This is a genomic window from Ureibacillus xyleni (assembly GCF_900217795.1).
Classification (GTDB): Bacteria; Bacillota; Bacilli; order Bacillales_A; family Planococcaceae; genus Ureibacillus; species Ureibacillus xyleni.
Window position 1 is genome coordinate 63,976 of the sequence record NZ_OBMQ01000005.1, and the last position, 24,587, is coordinate 88,562.

Below are 24,587 nucleotides of genomic sequence, written 5' to 3' on the forward strand. Positions count from 1 at the left end.
TTAAGATTAATTATTTGATAAGAAGTTATAAATGTTTGCTTCGCCAGCCCCGTATAGTGGATCATGCCCGACTTTGCCAAAATCAATGGAACTTTGTCTGATAGCTGCTGCCACTTGGGCTGGAGTATACTCAGGGTGTACAGCTTTGATGACTCCAGCAATTCCAGCAACTTTCGGAGCCGCCATGGAAGTTCCATGTAAATAGGAATAGCCATGCCATTGTCCGTCACTGAACTGTGTAGTTGCATTCCCACCTGCTACTGGATAAGTAGGGTAGGTAGATAAAGTTCGATAAGTATAATCACGTTTATCTAAATAGTTTCCAGTTGGATCTTGACGATATAAACTATCATATAATGGACCATTATCCCCACCTGGAGCAGCTACATCTATACTATTTCCATAATTTGAGTAGAAGGCAATGCTATTATTGGACCATTCATTTGAAGAAGATACGGTAATCACCCCTGGAATTTGGGCTGGAACAACACGAGATGGACCTTTAATGTCTATGCCGTAAGTATCCTTCCAGTAGGCTTGCATATCATGTAAATCACCTAAGTTTTTCGAGTCATTTCCAGCAGATACTACAACAGTTACACCTTTTTGGATTGCATACTGAATAGAACGTTGATATGCAACCATTGAAGCAGAATCACCTTTCTCATCTAAGTTGTGGGCCATCCAACGCCAACCCCCAATTGACATATTAATGACTTCTACTCCATCATTTGCTGCAGTTACAATTGCATCGGTAATCCATGATTGTTGTGCTCCACCAGTAGCTCCAAAAACTCGGTATGCTCTGACCGTTAAATCCGGACCTACACCTTTCACCTTTCCATTAGCTGCAATAGATCCTGCGACATGTGTACCATGGCCATTTTGATCCCAAGCATCTGTTGTGCCAGGTACAAAAGTTTTTGATCCCGCTAAATCAACATTTTCCTTTAAATCCGGATGACTAAAATCAATTCCTGTATCAATCACAGCTACAACCGTATCATGATTACCTTTATTTAGCTTATATGAATCTCCTTCATGTGTTATACGTTGCATGTCCCATTGTTTGTCCCAATAGCTTTCAGCGTCTGAATCTAATGTAACTTTCTGACCATCTGGGGTACCAGGAGTAAAATTCATAGCATCATCAGGATCGGGTTCTAAGTATGCTTCGAGCTCTCTTCCAGCTGATTGAATGTTTTTATCTTCCTTCACTTTTGAAAGGAAGGATGGATCTTCTGACGCTACTTCAATAACTCCAATTTCAGGTATAACTCTTTCAACAGTTCCTCCTGCATTAGAGATTGTTTCTGAGTAATTATCAGGTACCTTTCCTTTATACGCTACTACATAGTGCTCCGTTTTAGGTGCTGCCTTTGTTATTTTTGTTGGGAATCCAACAAATAAAGAGAATGATAGAGCCGAACAAATAGATAGAATTGCTAGTTTTTTCTTCATGTAATCTCTCTCCTTTGATGAAATAAAAAATATAAACACTATATTAATACTCTATTCATCTTATGGAAGGATTATATTAAATCCCCTAAAAAACGAGAGGAAATGCCTAACTTCTAGTTATCATCCTTCAATTTAATAGTTAATATGGTAGTTCTACAAATTACTGCTATAAGACTATGGATAGTTTTAGAAAAGCCACATTTATATTCATTGATTCATCGACAATCTATCGTTTTGAAGAATCTAATATTATTTGAGAGGTACTATACATGGGCTAAAATGCTACAAGACATCACTTCCTCCCTTTTAAACAACCTATACACCTAGTAAAATTTGTAAAATGTAGTCCGATATTATAATAAGGATTTACTAGGGATTGGGGGATGTAGAATGTTTATAAAGCAAAATACCTTGCTGAATTATGAAGGTTATAAAATTAATATGAGTAAATTAATTCATAGACAACACCAAAAAGAGAAATTAGAACCTAGTAATATAACGGAAGAAGAACTGCTTAATAGGAGAGCGAAAAACCACTTTCAACAGATGAAGGATGTAGCTTTAAATCCGGAAAGTATCGAAAATGATTTATTGATGTCTTTCCAATCGGAAGGATTAACATTTATGAAGCCTGAGATGAATGTGGGTCCACAATTGATGTTAAATGAAACGGAATTTCATAAACCGGAAATAACCGATGTACAATTTATACAAAATTTTGTGGTGAAAGAAGCATTTTACCGTGATCAAATTAAGAATAATTTTTCTGGTGAAGATTTAAAAGAACGTTTAGCTCAGTTTGAACAATCGGTTACTCGTGCAAAGGAAAAGCTTGTTGGTCTATATTCTGAGTCAATTGGTCGTTTTTTTAATAATGAAGAAAGCTGGATTTACAATGATAACCCCATTTTTCAGGAAGTAAGTCAAGAAAAGGGAGAAAAATTATTCAATGTAGAAAGTTTTAAACAACATGTTATAACTATAATGGAAAAACAAGGTGAACAATTAAAAAAGATCAAAGATGCAAATAAAGACTTATGGCAAACGATGATTGAAACAGGGGGAAGATCTTTACATCTATTTCAAAATGAATTAAAGAGTACCACTGACCAAACCATGGCGACAAATTTTTCTTTGGAAGAAATGAGTTATACAGATATGAAGGAACTTGGAACCTTTATCGATGCAATAGGAAAGGGAATCTCGACGAATTCAGAAATCTTTCTCGGTGCTTATCTTGGTCAAATGCAAGGGAAAACATCGTTATTTTTAAATAACTCTTCTTTGTCTGAGAATATGAAGAAAAAGCTACAGGAAACTGTACAAAGTAAAATCGGTACAAAAATAAAATGGACAAAGCTTTCACCGGAAATAAATGCACAATTATCTGCAAACAGGGGAAACAAAAGTGATTGGGTAGATGATTTTCGTGCTATTATTGAACGAATTGATGTTGAAAAAATCCTCTCACAAAAAAATGAGGCTTTAGAAGATACTTTTCAAAAGTTCCAACAACTAGCTTTAAATCCAGCTGAGCAATTTCGTTTCAACTATATGAATGCATTGAATTCATTAAAACAAACGCTTGGTTCAGATCGGTTTGCTATAGGATCCATTGATATCCTAACTCAAGATTGGAACACATTTACGAACGCCTTATCTATCGAACCATCAATTAAACAACAATATTTAATACCTTCTAAGGACTTTAGTATTTTAGATGAAAGAGTCTAGTATAGAAAATAGCATCTTCTAATTTGAAGATGCTGTTTTGCTGGTATTAGTATTCATTTTTAATTACAAAGAATGAGCCTCGAATTGTTCCGGCTAGTTTAGACTTCTTCCTAGCAAATTTAAATTTCTCTTCTAACTCATTTGGAACTTCCATACCCTCAGAAAGCTTAAAACCAACTGATTAAACTTAAATATTTCTCTCGAAGGAATCACATCCATTTCCTCTCTCTAATAACGGTAAATAAGAAGAATGAACTAAAAGAATACCCGAATGGACTAAATTCAACAGTAGTGTTAGTTAGGAACTTATATCCGTTTTTTACCAATTCGACCAATTGTCTTCTCGATAATGCTATGATTATCTCTATTATCATAGTGTAAAAGGAGAAAAAGAATGGGAATGAACAAATTAGCGTTATTTGGAACGATTTTGACGGCTCTTTTATTAGGAGCATGTGGAAGTGACACAGATGTTAAAGAAGAAGTGGTAAAACCGGTTACAGCTGAGGACCAAAAAGAAGACGCGATTGAAACAGAAAAGGAATCAAATAGCAATGACGATGGAGCAATCTTAAATCCATTTATCGCAAAAGATTTAAATGCAGATGTGGAAGTTGTTTATACAAATAAAAACCCCGAATTGAAACATGAGTTTAGTAAAGATGTAACCATTCAGATTGACGAATATCAAATTGTCCATGTGTCTAACATGAACGAATCGAGTAAGACGAATTTTGATGGAGAAGATGAAGGTTACGTTCTAACATATAAAATGACATTGGTTAATAATTCTGAAGAAGATGTGTATTATGCTGGTGGAGTTTCTTTATTGTCAGATGATGGGGTAGATTATATCATTCCGAGACAGCATCTTGTTGATCGTGATCAATGGCTTAAAGATGATAGTTCAGAAAATTTTTCTCAATATTCAAAAGGGCAAACCTTCACTGGAATGAACGCTCATTCCATGACAAAAGCACAATTTGAGAAACTAAGCTCACCAACATTGAAAATTGATGCGCTATTCTTAAATGATGATGTCTCGCAAAAATTAGGGGAAGATGTTATTTTCAAAATTCCATTTAATGAAGAGGGTGTTGAAAAAGCCGCATTTTCATCACAGCTTTACCAAGATAAAATGACAACTGATAATATTGCGGAAAAAGAGTTAATTTTCGATAAAGCTGATATTAATGAAACAAAAGAAATCGATGGAGTTAAAGTTACGTTAAATGGTGTTCAATATGCTAACATAACACCAACTGAGGCATATAAAGATAGTTTTTCCGACTTTGGTGAAAGTGGAGTTGTGGCGTTGACGGCGAAGATTACTGTTGAAAATGGAAGCGATACGCCGTTTGATAAGTTTTTTGTTGATAGAAAATTGATCATTGACGAAAATCGCGGAACAATGTTTAATCAGGGCATGCTAGAGCCAAGTTACAGAGGTATCTTCAATCCTGGTGAGAAAGCAGAATTCTTGACAGTTTTCTTATTCAGGAAGGATGAATTTGATATCTTTAAAAAGTTTGAACTTGTAGTCGGCCCTTTAAAAGATAGCGAAGCAAACCCACTATTTAAAGAGAAGACGATTACATTTGTTTTGCCTATGAAAAAGTAATTATTAAATATAACAACCTTCCAGAATTTGTCTGGAAGGTTGTTTTTTTGTGCGTCATTACAAAATAAAGCTAACAATAATACTTGAAAGGATGCTTACAAGTGTGGCCCCATATAACAGTTTCAATCCAAAACGTGCAACGGCATTTCCCTGCTTTTCATTCAGACCTTTAACTGCCCCTACAATAATTCCGATAGATGAGAAATTAGCGAAAGATACGAGAAATACAGAGAGAATTCCCGTTGTTCGTTCACTAAAGTTATAATTGCCTTCTGACAAATCTAACATCGCTACAAATTCATTCGTTAATAGCTTAGTCGCCATTATCGCCCCTGCATTAACTGCTTCTGAGAAAGGAACTCCCATAATAAAGGCAATTGGTGCAAATAGATAACCTAATATTGTCTGGAAGGAAATGTTAAATATTAGTTCAAACACTTGATTGAACCCAGCCATTAAAGCTATGAACCCAATCAACATTGCCCCGACGATTATTGCAACCTTAAAGCCATCCAAAATATATTCACCAAGCATTTCAAAAAAGGATTGCCTTTTCTGCTCATGTATTTCTAATATATCTTCCCTAGGGTTGATCTCGTACGGATTAATAATAGTCGCAATGATAAATCCCCCAAACAAATTTAAAACTAAGGCTGTGACAATATATTTTGGTTCTAACATTGTCATATAAGCTCCGACAATGGACATTGACACTGTCGACATCGCAGAAGCACATAAAGTATACAAACGCTGATTCGAAAGATGGCCAAGCTGTTTTTTTAAAGTGATGAAAACCTCGGATTGTCCGACCATCAATGAGGCAACTGCATTATAGGATTCGAGTTTCCCCATTCCATTCACCTTACTTAAAAGCATTCCAATCCCCTTCATAAGGAAAGGCAAAATTTTAAGATACTGGAGAATACCAATTAATGCAGAAATAAAAACAATTGGAAGCAATACATTTAAAAAGAATGGAGACTCTCCCTCGTTTGCAATCCCGCCAAACACAAAAGAAATTCCCTCGTTTGCAAATTTAAGTAACCCGTTAAACACAGCAGCTATCCCTTTGATAATAATTAGTCCAAATTCTGTGTTTAACAATAACAATGATAAAAGAACTTGAATAACAAGCATACTAATTATTGGTCTGAATTTTATTTCTTTTCGATTAGAACTTGCCAACCAAGCCAAAAACAATACAATTAAAATACCTAAAATAGAGATAGCGTATTGCATATGTAACCTCCTGATGATAAATAACGCTAGCAATAAAATTGTTTGAGTATAAGCGACTTATCTGTCTTATAAATACAATAGATATTTTAACCATGTTATATAAAAAAGAACCGGAGATCGTTTATTTAAATAAATATATCTACTAAAGAAGAGGTGTTAGAGGCAATTCTTACATTAAGCAGTATGGTTGGCTTTAATCGCATTGGTGAATAGTAAAACGCTTTATAAAAAAATCTCAAAGACACTGTTTTTAGCAGTATCTCTGAGATTGGTTTTTCAATTTAATAATTGTTTTGGCTACTTCTTCTTTCGTAATCTTCAAAGATGCATATTTCCGTACATCATTATTGCCCACACATACACTAAAGTGAGCCTTTTCAAATAAACATTGATCGTTACTGTCATTACCAAAAGCAATGAAGTCCCTTATGTGCAGTTTTTCAAGTCCATATACTTTATTAATACCTAATGGACTTATGTCAATTGCATCTTCGCTTTTATAGGGTGTAATACTTACTGGTAATCTACTAAGCTTATCAATGATTGCTAGAGAAGGTTTAAATAAAACTAATTTACATACCTTTTGTAGCTCTAAAAGTGAGTAATTTTTTGCAGAGCTATGGTTAATATTTTGATATATTGGATGGGTTGTATTTCCGGTAAATGCGTAATCCCACTCACCATCTGCTAAATAGGTAAGCTGGTATTGTTGAATAATTGCATATAAATGTTGTAATAGATCAGATGTGAAAAAATTAGCTGTAATCTTTTCATTTTGTGAAATAAAGCAACCGTTCCCACCAACTAATTTCCCTTTTTTGAATTGCTGCGGTAATACGGGTATTAAATCACGAATTGGTCGGGCTGAAGCAAAAATAACTTCATGGCCATCCGCATTAAGTTCTATTAGCGCATCAATAATTGTTTCATGAATTGTTTTACCATCAAAGCATAGTGTCCCGTCAATATCGAATACAAAGTTCATTTCCTCGCCTCCCAAAGTAAGTATAATGAGATTGAAGTGCTGTTTGTTGAAAGGACAGGTGTCTCCAGTTATGGATTTAGAGAAATTTTACAATCTATATAACTATAAATTCCCACATGAAGTAGAAGGGCAACTATTATTGAAAACGTATCAAACGAATGAAACAATGGAGTACTATCTAAAAGAAATGGTGCTCCATTATTTTCATATTTAAGAATAAAATAACTTGTTCTGTAAAATATCCATTGCACGTTCAAGTTCCTCTAAATCCTCATTCGTCATATTTTGAATACGTTCGAGAAAGCGAGAATTTATTGACTTAAACGCTTTATCCATTAATACTTCCCCTTCAGAAGATAAACGAATAGATTGTTTCCGTTTATCTTTACTATCACTAAATTTTTCAATTAAATTCTTTTCACTTAACTTGCTTAGTTCACGACTAGTGTTTGGCATAGACATTTGCATACAATCATTAATTTCACTAGGTGTTACAGGTTGACTAACTGCAATATTCTCTAAAATTTTATATTGAACTTGGGTAATAGATTCAGGTTTTACATCTTTCGTTAGTTCATAGGTTACACGATGTACAGATGCCGAAAATGACACAAGTTTATTAAATAACATATCTTTGTCCATTTCTCTCACCTCTTAATGTAAAAGGTAACAAAAAAATTATCAAAAAACAATTATCAATTGATAACAAATGAAAAAGGTGGTATTATTTGGTTATCAAATGATAAGTAAGAGGTGCGCTATGAAAATGCTAATCGTTTATACTCATCCAAATCATACAAGCTTGAATTATGCCTTTTTACAAAGTGTATTAAAAGGAAGTAGTGAAAACCCCTATATTACAGATATAAAAGTGATAGATTTATATAAAGAGGGATTTAACCCTCTCCTAGTGTTTAACGAGGAAAAACGAAGACGTGATATGCATATTGATCCTAATACCGAAAAATATAGAAACCAATTAACTTGGGCTGATAAAATTGTATTTGTTTACCCAATTTGGTGGGGAAGACCGCCAGCAATGTTACTTGGATATATCGATCAATTATTTGCTTCCAATTTTGCTTATAAAGATAAAAAGGGGTTACTTCCAGAAGGTCTTTTAAAGGGAAAATCTGTTGTATGTGTTTCCACAATGAAGGGGCCAACACATTATCCACTGTTATGGTTAAATAATGCACATAAAGTTTTAATGAAAAAGGCATTATTCAATTTTGTAGGGATTAAAAAAGTGAAGTTTTTTGAATTTGGAAATATGGAAAGTGCGAAGGGGAAACAAGAGAAGAAATTAGAAAAAGTTTATAATTACTTTAAGCAACTTGACCATTAGCGTTTACAAGTAAAAAAAGACATAGCAACAACGCTATATCTCATTAAAATACTTTATTTTAAAATGTTCTGTTCTTAATAATTGTTGTATTAATGCTCTATCAAAATCATTTTCTATAGGTTTATTAATATAAATGTAGTCAATTTCAGATAAAGGTGAGTTAAGTAATTCCATTAATTCGATACTTTCATTATATCGATCAATAAATACACCTTTAACTGTATGATGGGTTTCTAGTAGTTGAATCAATTCATTAATGTGGTTGATCGCCATTTCAGCAATTTCATTTTCACTTTTTTGATAATAAATTGCGATTTTCATCCATTATTTCACCCTTTCTTAGTAGGGTATGTTAAAAAGTAACTTTATAATTTTAACATCATTATCGATTATAATACACGAAAATATGTTAAAATCAATTCACTAGAACAAGTTGAAGGGAGATAAAACTATGTTATATAAATTCATTGACTTGTTCGCAGGGATTGGTGGGATTCGTCTAGCATTTGAGGAATACGGTCAATGTATCTTCTCATGCGAATGGGACGTAAAAGCTCAAGAGACTTACCATGCAAATTTTGGAGAAACACCAGTGGGCGATATTAGAACCGTTGATGAAAAAGAAATTCCAAATCACGATATACTTCTTGCAGGGTTTCCTTGTCAACCTTTCAGTATAGCGGGCGTTTCCAAAAAAAACTCTTTAGGTAGAAATCACGGTTTTCTTGATGAAACACAAGGGACATTATTTTTTGATATTGCCCGTATTATTAGAGAAAAACACCCTCAAGCCTTTTTGTTAGAAAATGTAAAAAACTTGAGGAGTCATGATAAAGGAAATACCTTTAAAGTCATAAAAAATATTTTAGAAAACGAATTAGGGTATACGGTTTATGATGCAGTATTAAATGCAAAAGGGCTTGTTCCACAAAACCGTGAACGTATATATATAGTTGGATTTAAGAAACCTTTAAAGTTTGAATTTCCAGAAATTCCAAAAGAAGGTCCGCCTCTACGTTCTATTCTAGAAGAAAACGTAGAAGATAAATACACGTTATCTGATAAACTATGGGCATATTTGCAAGCATATAAAGAGAAACATGCCAAAAAAGGGAATGGATTTGGGTATGGGCTTGCAGATCTCGATTCATACAGTAGAACATTATCAGCCCGATATTATAAAGATGGAAGCGAAATTCTTATTCCTCAAGAAGGGAAAAACCCAAGAAGATTAACACCAACTGAATGTGCCCGCTTGCAGGGGTTTCCAGATACTTTCAAGATTGTCGTTAGTAACACTGCGGCTTATAAACAATTTGGCAATAGTGTAGCTGTTCCAGTCGTTCGATTAATTGCAGAAAAAATGATACAAGCAATTGAAAGTGATGATTTACTACAAGTTGAGGAAAAAAGGGGAATGGCACATGCAGGGAAGTGAAATACTAGTAAGTGCAATTGAGGCGGCCAATCAAAATGGTCGCTTTTTTTGTATTTATTTCAGCAAATGATGTTGGAATCAATGGAGCACATCAGGAAGGGATTTATTTAAATAAAAAGGCTTGGAACCTGTTTTTTGATGAACCAATCCCTCCAACAGGAATTCTAGATAAACAGGTAAAAATCCATATAAACGATTGGAAACCATTTGAAAGTAGGATTGTTTACTATTCTTCCAAAAAGGAATTCCGAATAACTCAATTTTGGACAAATACACCATTCGAAAAAAGTGAAGCAGTTGGGACATTACTTGTGTTTATACCTGTTTCTCCACAAGATTATAACGTTTATTTATTTAATACAGATGATGAAATGGAAGAGTTTATTGATACATTTTCATTATCTCTGCTAAATAATTTTGCCATTTATCGTAAAGAAAAAGGACAAGAAATTGCAGTAGAGCAAACATTAGAAGATATCATTGGTCAAGTAATTGAGGGGATGGGGAACTTTCCGACAACTACTGAAATGTCTAAGTTAGCTAGAAGTATTTATAGGAAAAAAATGACCCCTGATAAAAACTTACTGAAATGGGTGGAAACAGAATATACTGTTTTTAGAATGTTGGAAGAAAGAATATATAAGGACCAATTATCAAAACCTTTTAGGGATATAGAGTCCTTAATTGAATTTGCAAATATGGCTTTGAATAGAAGAAAAAGCCGTGCAGGGAAGAGCCTTGAAAATCACTTGAATTACATCTTTGCATCAGCAAACCTTCCTTTTGAAAACCCGGGACGAACGGAAGGGAATAAGAAACCTGACTTTTTATTTCCATCAACAAAAGAATATCAAAATAATCATTACCCAGAAAATAAGTTGATTATGCTCGGGGCAAAAACAACATGTAAAGATCGATGGAGACAAGTTTTAAATGAGGCAAATCGAATTCCCCATAAGCACCTACTCACATTGCAGCAAGGTATATCAAAGAACCAAATGGACGAAATGAATGAAGAAAATTTAACTTTAGTCGTTCCTAAACCTCTCCATCGTTATTATCCCAAAGAATATCAAGACCGACTTTGGACAGTAGAGCAATTTATCCAATATGCAAAAGTGAAATGTTTATAATAGTAAAAACCTTCCAGATGTCAGGAAGGTTTTTCACGTTAATTTTGTTGTGTGTTTCTCTTATTTCCTTTTTGCATGACGGTCTCATTTTTCAAGCCTGTTAATAAGGAATAACTCATGACGAGCATGATAATGGCAAACGGAAGCGCGGCTGCGATGGAAGCAGTTTGTAATACGTCCAAACCTCCTGCGAGTAGCAAGACAGCAGCTAAAGCAGATTGGATAACTCCCCATGTCATTTTTATTTTGTTGGAAGGATTTAAGGTCCCTCCTTCACTGAGCATCCCCAAAACAAAGGTTGCAGTATCGGCAACAGTTATATAATAAATGGCAACTACAGCGAAACCTAAAATGCTTAACAGTGTACTCAATGGTAAATGATCAAAAAATATAAAAATGGATAATGATTCGTCCTGGGTGATAAGTTTGGCTAAACTATGGTCCCCTTGAACAAGGTCAAGAGCGGTACCGCCAAATACGGACATCCAAAGACAGGTACCGAGTGTTGGAACGATTAATACACCAATGACAAATTCTTTAATTGTTCTACCCCTTGAAACTCGCGCAATAAACATACCTACGAAGGGTGCCCAAGCAATCCACCAAGCCCAGTAAAACAAAGTCCATGAAGCGATCCATTGCTCTCCTTCGCCAAATGGGGTAAACCGTAAACTCATTTGTAAAAAATCACTTAAATAAAGTCCAGTTGTATTAAAGAATACTTTAATAACCGTTAAAGCTGGGCCGACCATTAGTACAAGTAACATGATGGCAACGGAACAGATGATGGCTGCGTTCGATAAGAACTTGATCCCTCTTTCCAAACCGGTATTAATGGAAATGAGAAAAAGGATTGTAGCAACTAAAATGACAAGCAGTTGGACAAATAGCGTATTCGGCATGTCAAATATGTCATGCATACCTGCAGTCACTTGCATTGCCCCAAGTCCTAAAGAAGTTGCAATACCAAACACTGTGGCAAAGATAGATAAAATATCGATTGTTTTACCAATCGGGCCATGAATCTTATCGCCTAAGATAGGATGGAACGCTGAGCTAATTGCTGCAGGAAGTCGTTTATTATATTGGAAAAAGGCGAGGGCTAATCCAATGACCGTGTAGATGGCCCAGGGATGCAAACCCCAATGGAAGAATGTAAATTTCATTGCAGTATTCGCTGCTTCAACCGTATACCCTTCTCCATATGGTGGAGTTGTAAAGTGTGTGACTGGTTCGGCAACGCTCCAGTACACAATACCAACACCCATACCTGCACCAAACAACATCGCGAGCCAAGAAGCGGTTGAAAAATCGGGTTTGTCGTTTCTCCTACCAAGGCGGATATTTCCATACCTGGAGAACAATAAATAAATAGAAAAAAACACAAAGAACAGGGTTGTACCGAGATAAACCCAACCAAGATAATCAATAGAGCCATTATAAACGGCATTGGTAACTTTGGTTAGATTTTCAGTGAAAAATACTCCCCAAAAAATAAAAATGAGGGTCAACAATAGAGAGACAAAAAAAACACTATTTTCTTTAACCTTATTCATGGGAACCTCCTGCTGCTTGAAGAATACTTATTAGTTTAGCTTTGTCCATTGTTAAAGGGATTGTATTGAAATTCCCATTGATCCGTATTCATCAACTCATCATGCGGCACTTCATAACCGCCACCTAAATAAATCGTATGCCCCTTAATCGCAATGACCATAGCTTCAATTAACATATCATTATCCTTCTTTTTATAAATGTCTCCTATCTGTGTTGATAGCTCGGCGTATGGATGAATAATTTGTGGTCCGGCGTCATCATAATTTTCATCGATACCAGCCATATCTTTATAATCAATAGGATGGCTGTCAGGAGCACGTCCAGGAGCCATTAATAAATATTCACTATGCCGGATGCCATCCAAATCACTTGTTACGACTCCTTTATTATCAACAGTTTCAACCACTTCAATTTCATTTAATGAATAATGATCTAATGTATCTGGGGCAGGGTTATTAATTAAAATAAAGTCTCCAGCAGATGGGCGTTGATTTTGCCGAAGTGTATATACTTTATGATCAAAAATAAAGCTGTCGTTTTCTTTTGGTATATATTTTTCTATACTTGCTGCACTGGTGATATGTTGCGATAAATCCCTTAGTTTTATTAGATGGATCGAGAGTTTATACATTGGTTTTACGCCGTATACTTTGTGTAATTCGTTGTTATAGTAAACAAATTGCCCTTTTCGTACTTGATAAAGTTTCACTGCTAAATCTCCCTTCAATCATAGGTGGAGTAATATTTATAAAACTGCTAATTAAAGGCACCAAATTTCTTTTAGCATGCCTCTTTTTTTGAAAACCATGAAATTTAAAGGGAATATATTTTTTAACTATAATTAATAAAATTTGTTATAAAAGGAAGGTCAAGAACTCGCGGCGAATCCATCGTAACGATTTTTATAGGTAGAATTCAAAAGGAGAAGTAATTTCATCTTGGCAAATTAGAACGTTCGTACTCAAAAAAATGAAAGGGGTTTTTTAAAAATGATAACTCAAATTGCGGATGTTACTGGTGAGCTTCAGGTATAGGAAGAGCAATGTGCTAAGAACCGTTGTTTTCAATCGTTCAACGATAGTTAATGCACATTGTGTGTAATACTGCATGTTAAATGGAATAATAAGTGCACAAAAAAAGGGTGTGGGCATCACACATCACATTGCGAATGCTCACACCTAATGCCTACCACCAAATGTTAATCGAAATACTTTTGTAAGTCTTCCTCGGTTAATTTAGTTTGGGTATTTTCCTGGGTTTTCAATTGACTAATCATTTTATTGATAAAGTCGATTTGAAGCTGATATTGGTTAAACATGTTTTCAAATTGAAGTTTGGCGATTGGATCAAGCGTAATATGCTGTTCTTTCGCTTTTTGTCCTGATTGAAGGATTGCCAATTCCTTTTCTAAAAGTGTAAGCTGTTCGTCAAGTCCTGCAAGCTTCTCTTCTAGTGATAGCTCATGCATAAAAGACATCGCAGTATAAAAAGTGACAGGTAACCCAACAGATTTCTCACGTAAACCTTCTTTTACTAGTTGGTAAAATTCCTTTTGCCCTTTTTCCGTAATTTTATAAATTGCTTTAATGCGGTGACCCGTTTGTTCGACAGCATCGACCTCAACTAAGCCTTCCTTATTCATTTTTTTCAACGCGTGATAAATGGACCCTGGGAGAATTCCTGCCCAAATATCGGATTGATTTGTTTGCAAGATTTGCTGAATTTCATAGCCGGAAAGTGGTTTGATTCTTAGCATTCCGAGCACCATTAGACGTACCATGATAACACCTCAAATTTATTTAATCAACTTTGACTATTATGCTAAAAATAATATACCATTTCCGCCTTTATCAGACAACAGTACGGTGCTTATACTTTTTCACTTGTAGCTGTCCGTTTGATTCCCACTTGAAGGTAAATGCTGCTAATACTAGCAGTGCAACAGAATAAATCACTAGGATGATAATCATTTCTAATGGTGACTCATTTGAAATTTCTAATACAGCCCTTAACCCCTTCACGTAATAACCAAGTGGGAACAAGTCACCCATAGTGGAAACCCATTCTGGTGCTTTTTCTAATGAATAGAAAGTATCTGTCCCAAAAATCATAGGGAAGAAGAACAGATTTGATATCATATTAATTTGACCTTCATTATTGGCAAAATTAGATATTAAAAAGCCTAGGCAAGTGAAGCATAAAATCCCTATAAACATGATTCCAATGGATCCTAATAAAGAGATAATAGAGATTGTCACATCAAACATTAGAACGCCAGCTGTCAACACAAGCAAGTTAATCATTATTCCTAAAAGTGTTCGGGCAGCCGTCATAAGAAAAATAAAACTAATCGTTGGGTATGGAGTTAATTTTAACAGCTTATATACGCCTCGGCTACGTTGCCAGTGAACTTGAAAAGCTATACCTGATACTCCCCAAAACAATGAACTTAATGCAATGACCCCTGTGACAAGTCGAGGTGAATAGTCTTCGTTGTCGAAATAATAACCTAAACCAATTAACAAGGCGATTGGAAAAATTACCGAATAAAACATCGTAATTTTATCCCTCAGAGATGTTACCAACATAGTTTTAAAAATAGTTGTCATCATTCAAGACCTCCAATAGTTAATTTAATATATAACTCTTCTAAAGTTTTTACGTTGTGCAATTCACATAATTCGATGGCCGATCCTTCTGCAATTATAGTCCCTTGATCAATCATCATCACTCTGTGAGAAAGCTTGCTGACTTCCTCCATATCATGAGAAGTAAAAACAACGGATGCGCCTCTATTGTGTAAATTCTTGACTAGTTGATGAATTTCCCGTCTAGATACTGGATCTAGTGCAGCAGTTGGTTCATCTAAGAAAACAACTTTTGGGTTATGAACTAATGCTACTGCAATTGCGAGTCGTTTCTGCTGCCCACCGGATAGTTTTGATCCTTCTGTTTTCATAACATCACCTAACCCACATAAAGTGAGCAGTTCGATACCTTCTTGTTTGGAAAGTTTCTTTTTATAAAAGGCTGCAAATAGTTGTAAATTTTCAAATGCCGTTAATCCAGGGAAAAATGGAGTTGATTGTAATTGAACTCCTACAGATTTGCGAAATTCTTTATTCCAATAGTTTACTTCGCCTGCATCTTGCTTTTTTAATCCAAGAACCATTTCAATCATTGTCGATTTACCAGCTCCATTAGGTCCGATGATGGCAAGAATTTCATTTTCAAAAACACTCATAGAAATCCCTTTCACCACGGTTCTAGAACCATAGTGTTTCACAAGGCCCTGTGCTTTCAATAAGGTAGTTGACATTTGTACCCCTCCACTTTAATTATTATTGAATACTCAATGTTGACTACAGGTGTAAAAAAATAATACTCAACGTTGAGTAATTAACTTTATATTAACAATATATACATTTAATTTCCAAATGTAAACACAAAATTTAAAAAAATTAAAAAGCACCATTCCCAGTTAATAAGGAAAGTGCTATACGACTAGGATTGATTTAGTGTTTGCTTACTGGAGAATTAGATTATTTTTGCTTCCTTGTAGTTTGTAGCATAAGCTTGTTCGATTGGGGACGTTAAGTTTTTGATAAATGTTTTGAAGGTGTTTTTTCACGGTATGAATACTAATAAAAAGTGTTTGTGCGATTTCTTTGTTGGAAAACCCCCTTTGGACTAGTTCAATCACTTCACGCTCTTTTTCAGAAATACATGTGATTTGATCTTGTTGTTTTTCCTCAAAAGTAATCATACATTCAGATAAATATCTTGTAATAATTTCCAAACTTTTTACATCATTTAAGGAGAAAGGCTTATCCGATTTCGGTTTAACAAAACACACTCCTCCTAGTAATTTCCCCCCATTAATGATGTAAGCAACCATTTGATGATAAAATCCATGCCTTCTCATAAATTCATTATAATAGGCTTCATGTTCATACCGTTCTACTGGGATAATATCTTCTATCCTTAATACACGCTGTTTGGGTAGTTTGTGAAAAATTTGTTTTGGCATGTGGTAATCCCATTGGAAACAACCCTCTAAATAATCATTCATAGTTGATTGGTCTATGTTTAGGCGAATGGGATTTACTAGATTTGAATGATCATCGATTAGCCAAAAGTTTGATTGATGAAAACCGAATAACTTTTCAAAGGTTTTTAATACATGTGAACGAAAATCAATAATTGGTTGAGTCATTTCATCCATAAAATTAATGACTTTTTCATAGTCCCCGTTATTCAATGCTACCACCTAATCACCTCTAGAATTATTACTGTAATTTGACTATAATCACTCTTAACTTCTATTTCAAGACTATTCCGAAAATTATATTTAAGTGTAATTGAAAACAATCTTTCATCTAGCAATAATAGTCTTATAACGAATGAAAGGTAGTGAAAGTATGAGTTATTTAAATATGGCATTAGTTCAAATTGCCTCTCCAAGTAATCACCCCGAATTTGAACAAAGAAAGCAAGAGAACTTCGAAAAAATGGAGTATTATATTGATACAATCGCTAATATGAATCCTGCGGTGGACTTAATTGCCTTTCCGGAGTTATATTTACCGGGGTTAGATCCTGAAAACTGGTACCAGATGTCAGAAACTATTCCTGGTGCATTAACGGATAAACTTTGTCAAAAAGCAATCCAACATAAAAAGTGGATAGCACCGGGTTCATTATTTGAAAAAGCTGAGACGGAAGGAGAAGCATATAATACGGCGATTCTAATCTCCCCAGAAGGTGAAATTGTGATGAAATATCGAAAAGTATTTATTCCATATCCTTTAGAACCGTCTATCCCAGGAAATGAATTCCCAGTGTATGAAATTCCGAATATCGGGAAAGTCGGGTTTATGATTTGCGCGGATGGACATTATCCTGAAGCAGCTCGTAATCTTGCTCTAAAAGGTGCAGAGGTCATCATTAAACCTACATTACAAGGAGATTGGATTGGAGGACAACGAAATAATCTTCCTATCGCTATTACCCGTGCTGTAGAAAATCAATGTTTTGTTGTAAGTATAAATCATCCAAACCCAATTGGTATGGGACACTCTGTAGCAGTTGACCCAGAAGGTAGAATCATCGAGGAGTTAGGAGATTCAGAGTCCTTTACAATTGTGTATCTCAACCTTGATGAAGTTCGTCGAGTTAGAGAGTACGGATCACTGGGCATGTTTGGTTTCCTCAAAATGTTGAAGGAATTTAAAGAAGCGGGTAAACAAGTGGATGAATGTTATCAAGTTGGTATTGAGAATGCGCCAATTTACCAAACCTTCGAAACACCAAATGCAAAAACACCTGCAGATATTCGAAAGTACTCGCCTCAAACGCAACAAAAAACTTATAGTGTTTAAATGGCTTTATAGAAGAAGGCATCTTATAAAAAGCACCTTCTTCTTTTTTTAATACAATGCCCGTGAGAATGCTGGCTGCCATATTCCATCTTCATTTTTCCTCATATTGAATGATGTTTCGCTTCCATCGATTGTGGAAATGTACGTAATCTCACCACTTGTAGCGTTTATTTCTCTAAACGTACCTTTTTCTAAACCTGCAAATACATAGGCACTAATTAAATATTGAATTTCTCTTGTGAAATAAGCTTCACGTATTTTCTGTGCTTTCTTATTGTACTGTCTAATTTGTTTTGTAGAAGGGTCTTCCACAGTAGTAAATAATGCACAGGACATTTCATATTCAAGCTCCATTTCTGCCATGATATAAATCTTAGCGATAGAAAGAGGAGATACATCTTTGAATAATTCAATGTTCAAGCTTTCTTTAAATGCATCGTATAATACCTTTTCATCTTTATTTAAACTAAATGTTGGTTTGAAGTTTTGAACACCTACCACTTTACCTATCACTTGAGCATCGGTAATCGTTGTAATTGTATGTCCACTTTGATTATCGTAAATAACAAGTTCACTCTTTTTAGCCAATAACTCTTTATTTATAAAATTATCCATTACTTTACTAATATTATGGAAAAAATATGGATTCTGAAGCGGGTCATCTTGATTATTCTTATCAATCTTCTCTCCTAATCCATGGACTTTTAAAATTTTGCTATTCACTGAGATCTGCCCTTGTTCCATATGTACTTGATCACCGGCAAGCCCTAGTACTGTCGAAACAGCAATTCCATTTACCGTGTAATAAGCAACATAATCTCCATAGTTTAATGGCACATTTTCTTCGATAATCATCGGTAGTCCTCTGAGCATCCATTGGTTCCCTAATAGAAACGCATATTCTGGATTGATAATTTTAGAAGAATCCGCTGTTATAATTGAGAGAGGCTCCACTTCACTAGATAAAGCTTGTTCGGATTTTGGCGATAGTTGGGTGATGAACAAAAAGATGAGTAAAACGCAAGCCGATACAGTAATAGTGTGCACCTGCCAATTTGTTCGTTGTCTTTTTGGATTAACTTGCATTAAACGCCCCTTTACATCAGCAGTAAAAGGTACTTCATTTCGTAATTCTTCTTTTAATTTGTCCTTAAATTCCTTCATAAAACTCCCCTCCCAATGCATCATACATATCTTCTAAGGAATCATTTGTTTTTAATAGTTCACGTGCACGACGCAACCTTGTTCGAATAGTATTTGGCGATACATCTAATAGATTTGCAATTTCGTTTACTTCAAACTCTTCGTAATAAAACAGAATAATAACCTCCCTGTAATGCAAGGGTAAAGCAAGAACACTATCTTTCAATGTCTCGTACACTTCTTTTTGTACATACATTTTTTCGATAGAAGGTTCGCTTTTTCTAAAAAACAATATTTGATTCAATATTGTTTTTCGTTTTCTTTTTCGGAGTTTGTCATGACAACAATTTATTAAAATTCGGGTTAAATATGTTTTTATTGAAGAATCTCCACGAAAATTCGTACGATGAACTATATATTTCATTAAAGTATCTTGGGTAACCTCTTCTGCAAGTTGCCGGTCTTTAACGTATAAGAAACTTAGGTGATATAAATACTCACCATGTTTTTCGATAATTTCTTCAAGTTCCAACACAACCACCTCCTTTTTGTATTGTAAAGCTTAGACGTTGTATCTTTTGAAAATTGTTCAAATTAATTGATTTAAATATAAAAAGCAAGAGATCATTTCCTCCCTTGCTTTCAATCTTCCTATTTTAAACTAAAGTCACCTGAAGTTGTTCGTACCTTTAAGGATAGTTCCCCTTCTCCTGTTGCTCCAGAAATACGGTTTTTGGACTTTTCTTTATATTGAAATTGGGATACTTTCACGTTTCCTTCTCCGGATGTTCCTTCAAAGTCTAATGTGTAAGTAATATCGCCCATATCTAATGAAACGTCTCCACTTGTAGCATTAAACAACATATCAGTTGCTTTATTTCTAGCCGAATGAATATCCCCGCTAGTTGTTTCAAACTTTAATGCTTTTTCTCCTATTAAATTCTTACCGATAATATCGCCTGAAGTAGCTTTTAAGGCAATGTTAGTAGCTGATAAATCACTTAAATGGATGTCACCTGATGTTGATTCAACGTTTATGTCCTCAAAAGCTTTTTCAGGTACACGGATTGTTAATAAGGTGCCTTTATTTATGGCAAATACCGTAAAGGAAGATTGTTTTTTTCGCTCTACCTCTACTTGTAAATTTCCATTCTTCTCAGAGATTTTTAATTCAAAGGCATCTTTTAACTTTTCACTAACTGTACCTTCGAATTCCACAGAAATATTAGAGTGTGAATGTGGAAGAATTTCTATGTCAGTAGAGCTAGATTTTATAACAATAGAATTTACTTCTTTTTCAGTAACATAGTTATCTTGTATTTCCGTTAATTTTGTAGAAAAGGCAGTTGCACCTTCTGAAAAATAAATAAATCCTACACCTGAAATAACAATAATTGCTAGAAAAAGAACGATTGATCCGAGTATTTTCATTTATATGTTCTCCCTTTATTCCATAATAGTTTGAGATTATCAGCTGGCGTAAATAGGCCATTTTTTCCGTAAAATAAATAGGTTAAGCCTAACAATAAAACCCCTAGTATGAATTCGTAAACTAGTTTATCCGACGTTGCCACCTTTGTATTTAAGAGAACTAATGCTCCATCTGCCCCGTGAATAAAAAGGTCATTTACAAGGTTATGTGCTGCATGAACAATAGTTGCAGTAGTGAGTGAACCACTTTTAACATAAATATAAGCGTAAACAAGTCCTCCTTTTAGCCAACTTGCTGCTTTAAATGGGTCAAAGTCGCCCATGATAAAATGTAAGGCCATAAAAAGAATAGCTGAGATGAGAATCATACTAGGAATGCTGAAACTTTTTAAATTCAACATAAAATAACCGCGAGCTAACACTTCTTCTTTTAAAGCTGCGAAAAAGTATCCCACAATTGCAATGCCTAATAATTTGTAAAAGCCCCCTGTAAACACAAGGTCAAACTGAAATTGAGCTTTAACAATTCCGATGTGAGCTAAAGCTAAAATGAATACCCAAACAGTGATAAACGTGATGATAATGGCAACAGTTGAAAATAGAATATCTTTTTTTCTAAGGTGAAAACCTAGCATCTTAGGACTCTTTTTATCAACTGTTTTAATAAACCAAAATATTAAAATCGTATTCAACAAGCCTAAAGTGAAAGCCATCGTATGAAACAACAAAAAGTTTGTTTGTAAAGCATCAAATAGATCAAACCAAATTAATAATCCTGTCAAAATTGCAATAAGAATATTTGTTAAAAGGATAGAGGCAAATATTCGTAACGGTCCACGCAAGTTTTTCTTCAAAACTATCAACTCCTTCTACAAACATCATATAGAAAAAAAGTCATATGACCGCAGTGAGTGGAGTCATGATTTTGTATGACAATATCTATACTGTATTTCCACCATTTAGTAATATATAAGTAGGAAATTAGACGAGGTGTGGTGTTAATGTGGACAATAAACGCTGGATGTGGATTGATTGGTTAATCTTCTCCTTAAGGTGCAGTTGGTATGGTACAGGTTTAATCTACTATTATGTGTATAACGAAAGATTAGGGGAGCTGTCTTACCTTGATTTTGCCCTCTTCGTGTCGCTTGGATTCATCCTTCCGTTAGTTTTTTGGCGTCCGGGATATCGCAATCCAAGTCTATATTTACTAACAGAACTTTTCCTTTCTGGCGGGTTTTCAATCTATGTAAATATCATATTAGGTATTAATTTAAGTACCTCAATTATTCTTATGCCAATTCTAATGAGTGGTTACTTACTAACTAGAAAAACGGCACTGTGGACAATTCCATTTTTCGTCTTTCTTCTGCCTGCTAATCGTTATTGGACAATTGATAACCAGTTTAGTTTCTTCATGCAATATATTGATGTTCTTCTGTTCTTTGGAATAGGTTTAGGCTTTAATCTCATTACAAAATCACAAAAGCGTTACAAACATCTATTATCTGAGAATATAAAGCAATATGAACTTATCAAGCAGCAAAATAAAGCATTAGAGCAATATGCAGCAGAAGTAGAAAAACTAGCTTTGTTAGAAGAAAGAAATCGTATGGCGAGAGATCTGCATGATTCAATTGGTCATCATTTCACCTCCGTTACAGTGGGACTTGATGCCATTTCTTATATGATAAAAATGAATCCGAACCTAGCTGCAGAGAAGATTAATCGTTTAGCAGAAGTAGCTAGAACAGGATTAGAAGAAGTAAGAAGAACTATTCATCAAATTGCACCTATTGAAGAGGATGTACCGCTAACAGAGTTGCTTCAAAAATTGGTTAACGAATTTGGAGCTCATACAAATACGGAATTTTACTTTGAGACGATAGGTGACGAACCAGTGTTAGCTTCCCACGTAAAACTAACATTTGTCCGCTGCTTACAAGAATGTATGACTAATGCAAAGCGTCATGGTGAGGCTCTATATATAAAAGTGTGTGTTCAATATCTAGAAGATAGCATCAATCTACAAGTTTTTAACAATGGGAAAAGTATGGATCCCCAAAGTCTTGGTTTTGGACTATCCTCAATGAAAAATCGACTAGAAGAACTAAATGGAAAGTTGTTGATTGAAAGTAAGGAGATGGAGGGAGTTACCGTAATTTGTACCCTCCCGATAAGGAGATAACGTATGAAGAAAATAAGGCTACTTCTTGTAGATGATCAAGAATTAATTCGTGAAAGCTTAGCATTTGTTTTAAATACAGATGAGGACATAGATGTAGTTGGTTTAGCTGCAAATGGACAAGAAGCAATTGACCTTTGTGAAGAATTACAACCAACTATGGTGCTGATGGATATTAAAATGCCTGTGTTGAATGGAATTGAGGCAACGAAGGTTATTAAACAAAACTGGCCCGAAATCAAAATTATGATTTTAACGACATTCCAAGAAGTGGAACAAGTTGTGGAAGCTTTGTCAATTGGGGCAGAAGGTTACTTGTTAAAGGCAATTCACCCGAAAGATTTGATTTCAGGAATCAAACATATCCAAAATAATGGAACCCTGTTATCACAAGATTTAGCAAAAGCATTGGTAGAACAAGTTCATACTTCAAGAGCTGTGGACAAGGCATCTAAACCTAAATACGGGCTAACTGAGCGAGAAGAGCAAATCCTTCAATGCCTTGCCAATGGGTTAAGCAATAAACAAATCTCAGAAAAACTTTTTTTATCTGAAGGTACTGTAAAAAACTATATATCAAGTATTTATCATAAGCTCGATGTTAAAGATCGTTTCCAGGCTGCCCAAAAGGCAAAGGATGAGGATATTGTGAAGTAATGGTATTTGAATAAAAACAGTTTCTAAACAGAATAGAAACTGTTTTTTATTGTTCAAGTGGCAATAGCAAGGCACTAGTTCGAGTATTTAGACTCATAAAATTTAAACTCAAATCTTTCAAACATATACCAGATCAAATGAAATAACATATGACACATAATTGCTGCTAAAAGTCCATTTTGCCAATACAACCAGCCACAAATTAAACCGACCAATAGATTCATGCTGGAAGAATAGAAAAGTATTGTTTTTGTCACAGGATTTTTCATCTGATAGATTCAGGTAAGTGGGCAAGTGCAAATAAAACGGCTTACGTTTAATTCCCGACACAAAAGAAGACAGCCCTACTCATTACATGATGATAGAGGCTGTCTTTAAGGTCGATGTATGATTTTAGAACGAGTAACTAGTAGATTTATTCGCTTCAATCGTTTCTATGAATTTTTCAATGGTTGACGTTAAATAGGTATCGGCTTTTCTTATAAAAACAGTTTTAATTTTACTATATTCATCAGGTAGTGTATGGCATTTGATAAGCCCACTTTGTTCCATATGAGCAACAGAAGACCTTGGAACAAAGGAAACACCTAGCCCCATTGAAACACTACGTAGAATCGTTTCTAATGTACCGAATTCCATCACTTTTTGAGGTTTAATGTTATTGTCTTTATACCATAATTCAAGGCGTGCGCGGTATCCACAGCCTTCACTGAAACAAAGGAATGGTTCGTGTTTTAACTCTTCCTGCGAATAATCTCTCATATCAGAAATTAGTACAAGCTCCTCGTGAAACACTTCATGCGTTACAATATCAGGATGAAAATCAGACTCTGTAACAAATGCCCCATCCAGCTTATGATTTAGTACTTCCTCTTGTAATAGTTCTGTAACCCCAGTGAATAACGATAGATCCACATTTTTATATTTTTTCATATAGGAAGATAATATTTCGGGTAAGTGATAGACTGTTTCGACAGTGCCAATTTCTAATTTTCCAGAGGGTTCTTCATTGCTTTGAACAGCTTTTTTCATTTCATCTGTTAATAAAAGAATTTTTTTGCTATAAGTTAATAGCTTTTTCCCCTCAGGTGTCAACGTCATCCCCCGACGATGCCTATTAAACAATGGAGTGTTAAGCTCTGTTTCAAGCTTTTGAATTCTCGATGTAATATTCGATTGAACATAATTTAACGCTTTTGCCACTTCTGAGATGGTCCCCTTATCTGCAACCATTTGAAATATTTCCAAATCTTTAAGTTCCATGTTGCTCACCC

At 34.8% G+C, this 24,587-nt stretch carries 26 protein-coding genes and 1 pseudogene; 9 read left to right on the forward strand and 18 right to left on the reverse strand.

The window, feature by feature from the left end; genetic code table 11:
• Positions 1 to 6 precede the first annotated feature (6 nt).
• Positions 7 to 1,461, reverse strand: a complete 1,455-nt coding sequence (locus CRO00_RS08830) for a S8 family serine peptidase (RefSeq protein ID WP_097073328.1) — start codon at positions 1,459 to 1,461, stop codon at positions 7 to 9.
• Between the two features lie 390 nt (positions 1,462 to 1,851).
• Here CRO00_RS08830 and CRO00_RS08835 point away from each other — a divergent pair, with 390 nt between their 5' ends.
• Positions 1,852 to 3,195, forward strand: a complete 1,344-nt coding sequence (locus CRO00_RS08835) for a hypothetical protein (protein WP_097073329.1) — start codon at positions 1,852 to 1,854, stop codon at positions 3,193 to 3,195.
• A 46-nt stretch (positions 3,196 to 3,241) separates the two neighbouring features.
• Here the strand turns inward: CRO00_RS08835 and CRO00_RS08840 are convergent.
• Positions 3,242 to 3,376: pseudogene (locus CRO00_RS08840) on the reverse strand (phage tail protein); the annotation flags it as partial.
• A 213-nt stretch (positions 3,377 to 3,589) separates the two neighbouring features.
• On the opposite strand from CRO00_RS08840, the gene CRO00_RS08845 reads away from it, so the two are divergent.
• On the forward strand, positions 3,590 to 4,816 hold the full coding sequence (locus CRO00_RS08845; protein WP_097073330.1) for a DUF5068 domain-containing protein: 1,227 nt from the start codon (positions 3,590 to 3,592) through the stop codon (positions 4,814 to 4,816).
• Positions 4,817 to 4,873: 57 nt separating this feature from the next.
• Here CRO00_RS08845 and CRO00_RS08850 read toward each other — a convergent pair whose 3' ends face one another.
• A complete protein-coding gene (locus CRO00_RS08850) occupies positions 4,874 to 6,055 on the reverse strand; it encodes a NupC/NupG family nucleoside CNT transporter (RefSeq protein WP_097073331.1) in 1,182 nt (393 codons plus the stop codon).
• 250 nt (positions 6,056 to 6,305) lie between these two features.
• Positions 6,306 to 7,040 carry an HAD-IIB family hydrolase gene (locus tag CRO00_RS08855; RefSeq protein WP_097073332.1) on the reverse strand — a complete coding sequence of 245 codons (735 nt, stop codon included), beginning with the start codon at positions 7,038 to 7,040 and terminating at the stop codon, positions 6,306 to 6,308.
• 70 nt (positions 7,041 to 7,110) lie between these two features.
• Between CRO00_RS08855 and CRO00_RS20125 the strand changes: the two genes are divergently transcribed.
• Positions 7,111 to 7,254, forward strand: coding sequence for a hypothetical protein (locus tag CRO00_RS20125; protein WP_161946648.1), 144 nt, complete (start codon positions 7,111 to 7,113; stop codon positions 7,252 to 7,254).
• On the opposite strand, the gene CRO00_RS08860 is transcribed toward CRO00_RS20125, so the two are convergent.
• Entirely contained in the window at positions 7,251 to 7,682 is a 432-nt protein-coding gene (locus CRO00_RS08860; RefSeq protein ID WP_097073333.1) for a MarR family winged helix-turn-helix transcriptional regulator, read from the reverse strand. The genes CRO00_RS20125 and CRO00_RS08860 overlap by 4 nt on opposite strands.
• Positions 7,683 to 7,800: 118 nt before the next feature.
• On the opposite strand from CRO00_RS08860, the gene CRO00_RS08865 reads away from it, so the two are divergent.
• Complete coding sequence (locus CRO00_RS08865; protein ID WP_097073334.1) at positions 7,801 to 8,388, forward strand: NAD(P)H-dependent oxidoreductase; 588 nt, start codon at positions 7,801 to 7,803, stop codon at positions 8,386 to 8,388.
• Positions 8,389 to 8,421: 33 nt separating this feature from the next.
• Here CRO00_RS08865 and CRO00_RS08870 read toward each other — a convergent pair whose 3' ends face one another.
• Complete coding sequence (locus CRO00_RS08870; RefSeq protein ID WP_097073335.1) at positions 8,422 to 8,709, reverse strand: hypothetical protein; 288 nt, start codon at positions 8,707 to 8,709, stop codon at positions 8,422 to 8,424.
• A gap of 130 nt (positions 8,710 to 8,839) precedes the next feature.
• Here CRO00_RS08870 and dcm point away from each other — a divergent pair, with 130 nt between their 5' ends.
• Together dcm and CRO00_RS08880 are read left to right on the forward strand one after the other, a co-directional pair.
• Entirely contained in the window at positions 8,840 to 9,826 is a 987-nt protein-coding gene (dcm, locus tag CRO00_RS08875; RefSeq protein WP_097073336.1) for a DNA (cytosine-5-)-methyltransferase, read from the forward strand.
• 35 nt (positions 9,827 to 9,861) lie between these two features.
• On the forward strand, positions 9,862 to 10,959 hold the full coding sequence (locus CRO00_RS08880) for a type II restriction endonuclease (RefSeq protein WP_097073337.1): 1,098 nt from the start codon (positions 9,862 to 9,864) through the stop codon (positions 10,957 to 10,959).
• Between the two features lie 38 nt (positions 10,960 to 10,997).
• Here CRO00_RS08880 and CRO00_RS08885 read toward each other — a convergent pair whose 3' ends face one another.
• From CRO00_RS08885 to CRO00_RS08910, 6 genes are all read right to left on the reverse strand, one after another.
• On the reverse strand, positions 10,998 to 12,515 hold the full coding sequence (locus CRO00_RS08885; protein ID WP_097073338.1) for a glycine betaine uptake BCCT transporter: 1,518 nt from the start codon (positions 12,513 to 12,515) through the stop codon (positions 10,998 to 11,000).
• A gap of 35 nt (positions 12,516 to 12,550) precedes the next feature.
• Positions 12,551 to 13,225, reverse strand: a complete 675-nt coding sequence (locus tag CRO00_RS08890) for a hypothetical protein (RefSeq protein WP_097073339.1) — start codon at positions 13,223 to 13,225, stop codon at positions 12,551 to 12,553.
• 489 nt (positions 13,226 to 13,714) lie between these two features.
• Positions 13,715 to 14,296, reverse strand: a complete 582-nt coding sequence (locus tag CRO00_RS08895) for a PadR family transcriptional regulator (RefSeq protein ID WP_097073340.1) — start codon at positions 14,294 to 14,296, stop codon at positions 13,715 to 13,717.
• A gap of 70 nt (positions 14,297 to 14,366) precedes the next feature.
• Positions 14,367 to 15,128: an ABC transporter permease gene (locus tag CRO00_RS08900; protein ID WP_097073341.1), complete on the reverse strand. Its 762-nt coding sequence runs from the start codon at positions 15,126 to 15,128 to the stop codon at positions 14,367 to 14,369.
• On the reverse strand, positions 15,125 to 15,835 hold the full coding sequence (locus CRO00_RS08905) for an ABC transporter ATP-binding protein (protein WP_097073342.1): 711 nt from the start codon (positions 15,833 to 15,835) through the stop codon (positions 15,125 to 15,127). Before CRO00_RS08905 ends, CRO00_RS08900 begins: the two co-directional genes overlap by 4 nt.
• A gap of 207 nt (positions 15,836 to 16,042) precedes the next feature.
• A complete protein-coding gene (locus tag CRO00_RS08910) occupies positions 16,043 to 16,777 on the reverse strand; it encodes a helix-turn-helix transcriptional regulator (protein WP_097073343.1) in 735 nt (244 codons plus the stop codon).
• A gap of 160 nt (positions 16,778 to 16,937) precedes the next feature.
• Between CRO00_RS08910 and CRO00_RS08915 the strand changes: the two genes are divergently transcribed.
• The gene (locus tag CRO00_RS08915; RefSeq protein WP_161946649.1) at positions 16,938 to 17,897 is read left to right on the forward strand and encodes a carbon-nitrogen hydrolase family protein; all 960 of its coding nucleotides are present in this window, start codon (positions 16,938 to 16,940) and stop codon (positions 17,895 to 17,897) included.
• A gap of 48 nt (positions 17,898 to 17,945) precedes the next feature.
• On the opposite strand, the gene CRO00_RS08920 is transcribed toward CRO00_RS08915, so the two are convergent.
• From CRO00_RS08920 to CRO00_RS08935, 4 genes are all read right to left on the reverse strand, one after another.
• Entirely contained in the window at positions 17,946 to 19,061 is a 1,116-nt protein-coding gene (locus CRO00_RS08920) for a hypothetical protein (RefSeq protein ID WP_097073345.1), read from the reverse strand.
• Positions 19,048 to 19,572 (reverse strand): sigma-70 family RNA polymerase sigma factor, encoded by a 525-nt coding sequence (locus CRO00_RS08925; RefSeq protein ID WP_097073346.1) that lies wholly within the window; start codon positions 19,570 to 19,572, stop codon positions 19,048 to 19,050. The genes CRO00_RS08920 and CRO00_RS08925 overlap by 14 nt, the downstream gene beginning before the upstream one ends.
• A 119-nt stretch (positions 19,573 to 19,691) precedes the next feature.
• Complete coding sequence (locus CRO00_RS08930; RefSeq protein ID WP_097073347.1) at positions 19,692 to 20,471, reverse strand: DUF4097 family beta strand repeat-containing protein; 780 nt, start codon at positions 20,469 to 20,471, stop codon at positions 19,692 to 19,694.
• Positions 20,468 to 21,325 (reverse strand): CPBP family intramembrane glutamic endopeptidase, encoded by an 858-nt coding sequence (locus CRO00_RS08935; protein ID WP_097073348.1) that lies wholly within the window; start codon positions 21,323 to 21,325, stop codon positions 20,468 to 20,470. Before CRO00_RS08935 ends, CRO00_RS08930 begins: the two co-directional genes overlap by 4 nt.
• A 149-nt stretch (positions 21,326 to 21,474) precedes the next feature.
• On the opposite strand from CRO00_RS08935, the gene CRO00_RS08940 reads away from it, so the two are divergent.
• Positions 21,475 to 22,659 (forward strand): sensor histidine kinase, encoded by a 1,185-nt coding sequence (locus tag CRO00_RS08940; protein ID WP_097073349.1) that lies wholly within the window; start codon positions 21,475 to 21,477, stop codon positions 22,657 to 22,659.
• 3 nt (positions 22,660 to 22,662) lie between these two features.
• Positions 22,663 to 23,313: a response regulator gene (locus CRO00_RS08945; protein ID WP_097073350.1), complete on the forward strand. Its 651-nt coding sequence runs from the start codon at positions 22,663 to 22,665 to the stop codon at positions 23,311 to 23,313.
• 74 nt (positions 23,314 to 23,387) lie between these two features.
• Here CRO00_RS08945 and CRO00_RS20610 read toward each other — a convergent pair whose 3' ends face one another.
• Together CRO00_RS20610 and CRO00_RS08950 are read right to left on the reverse strand one after the other, a co-directional pair.
• Entirely contained in the window at positions 23,388 to 23,582 is a 195-nt protein-coding gene (locus CRO00_RS20610; protein ID WP_141396951.1) for a CPBP family intramembrane metalloprotease, read from the reverse strand.
• A gap of 124 nt (positions 23,583 to 23,706) precedes the next feature.
• On the reverse strand, positions 23,707 to 24,576 hold the full coding sequence (locus tag CRO00_RS08950) for a LysR family transcriptional regulator (protein WP_097073351.1): 870 nt from the start codon (positions 24,574 to 24,576) through the stop codon (positions 23,707 to 23,709).
• Between the last annotated feature and the right edge of the window lie 11 nt (positions 24,577 to 24,587).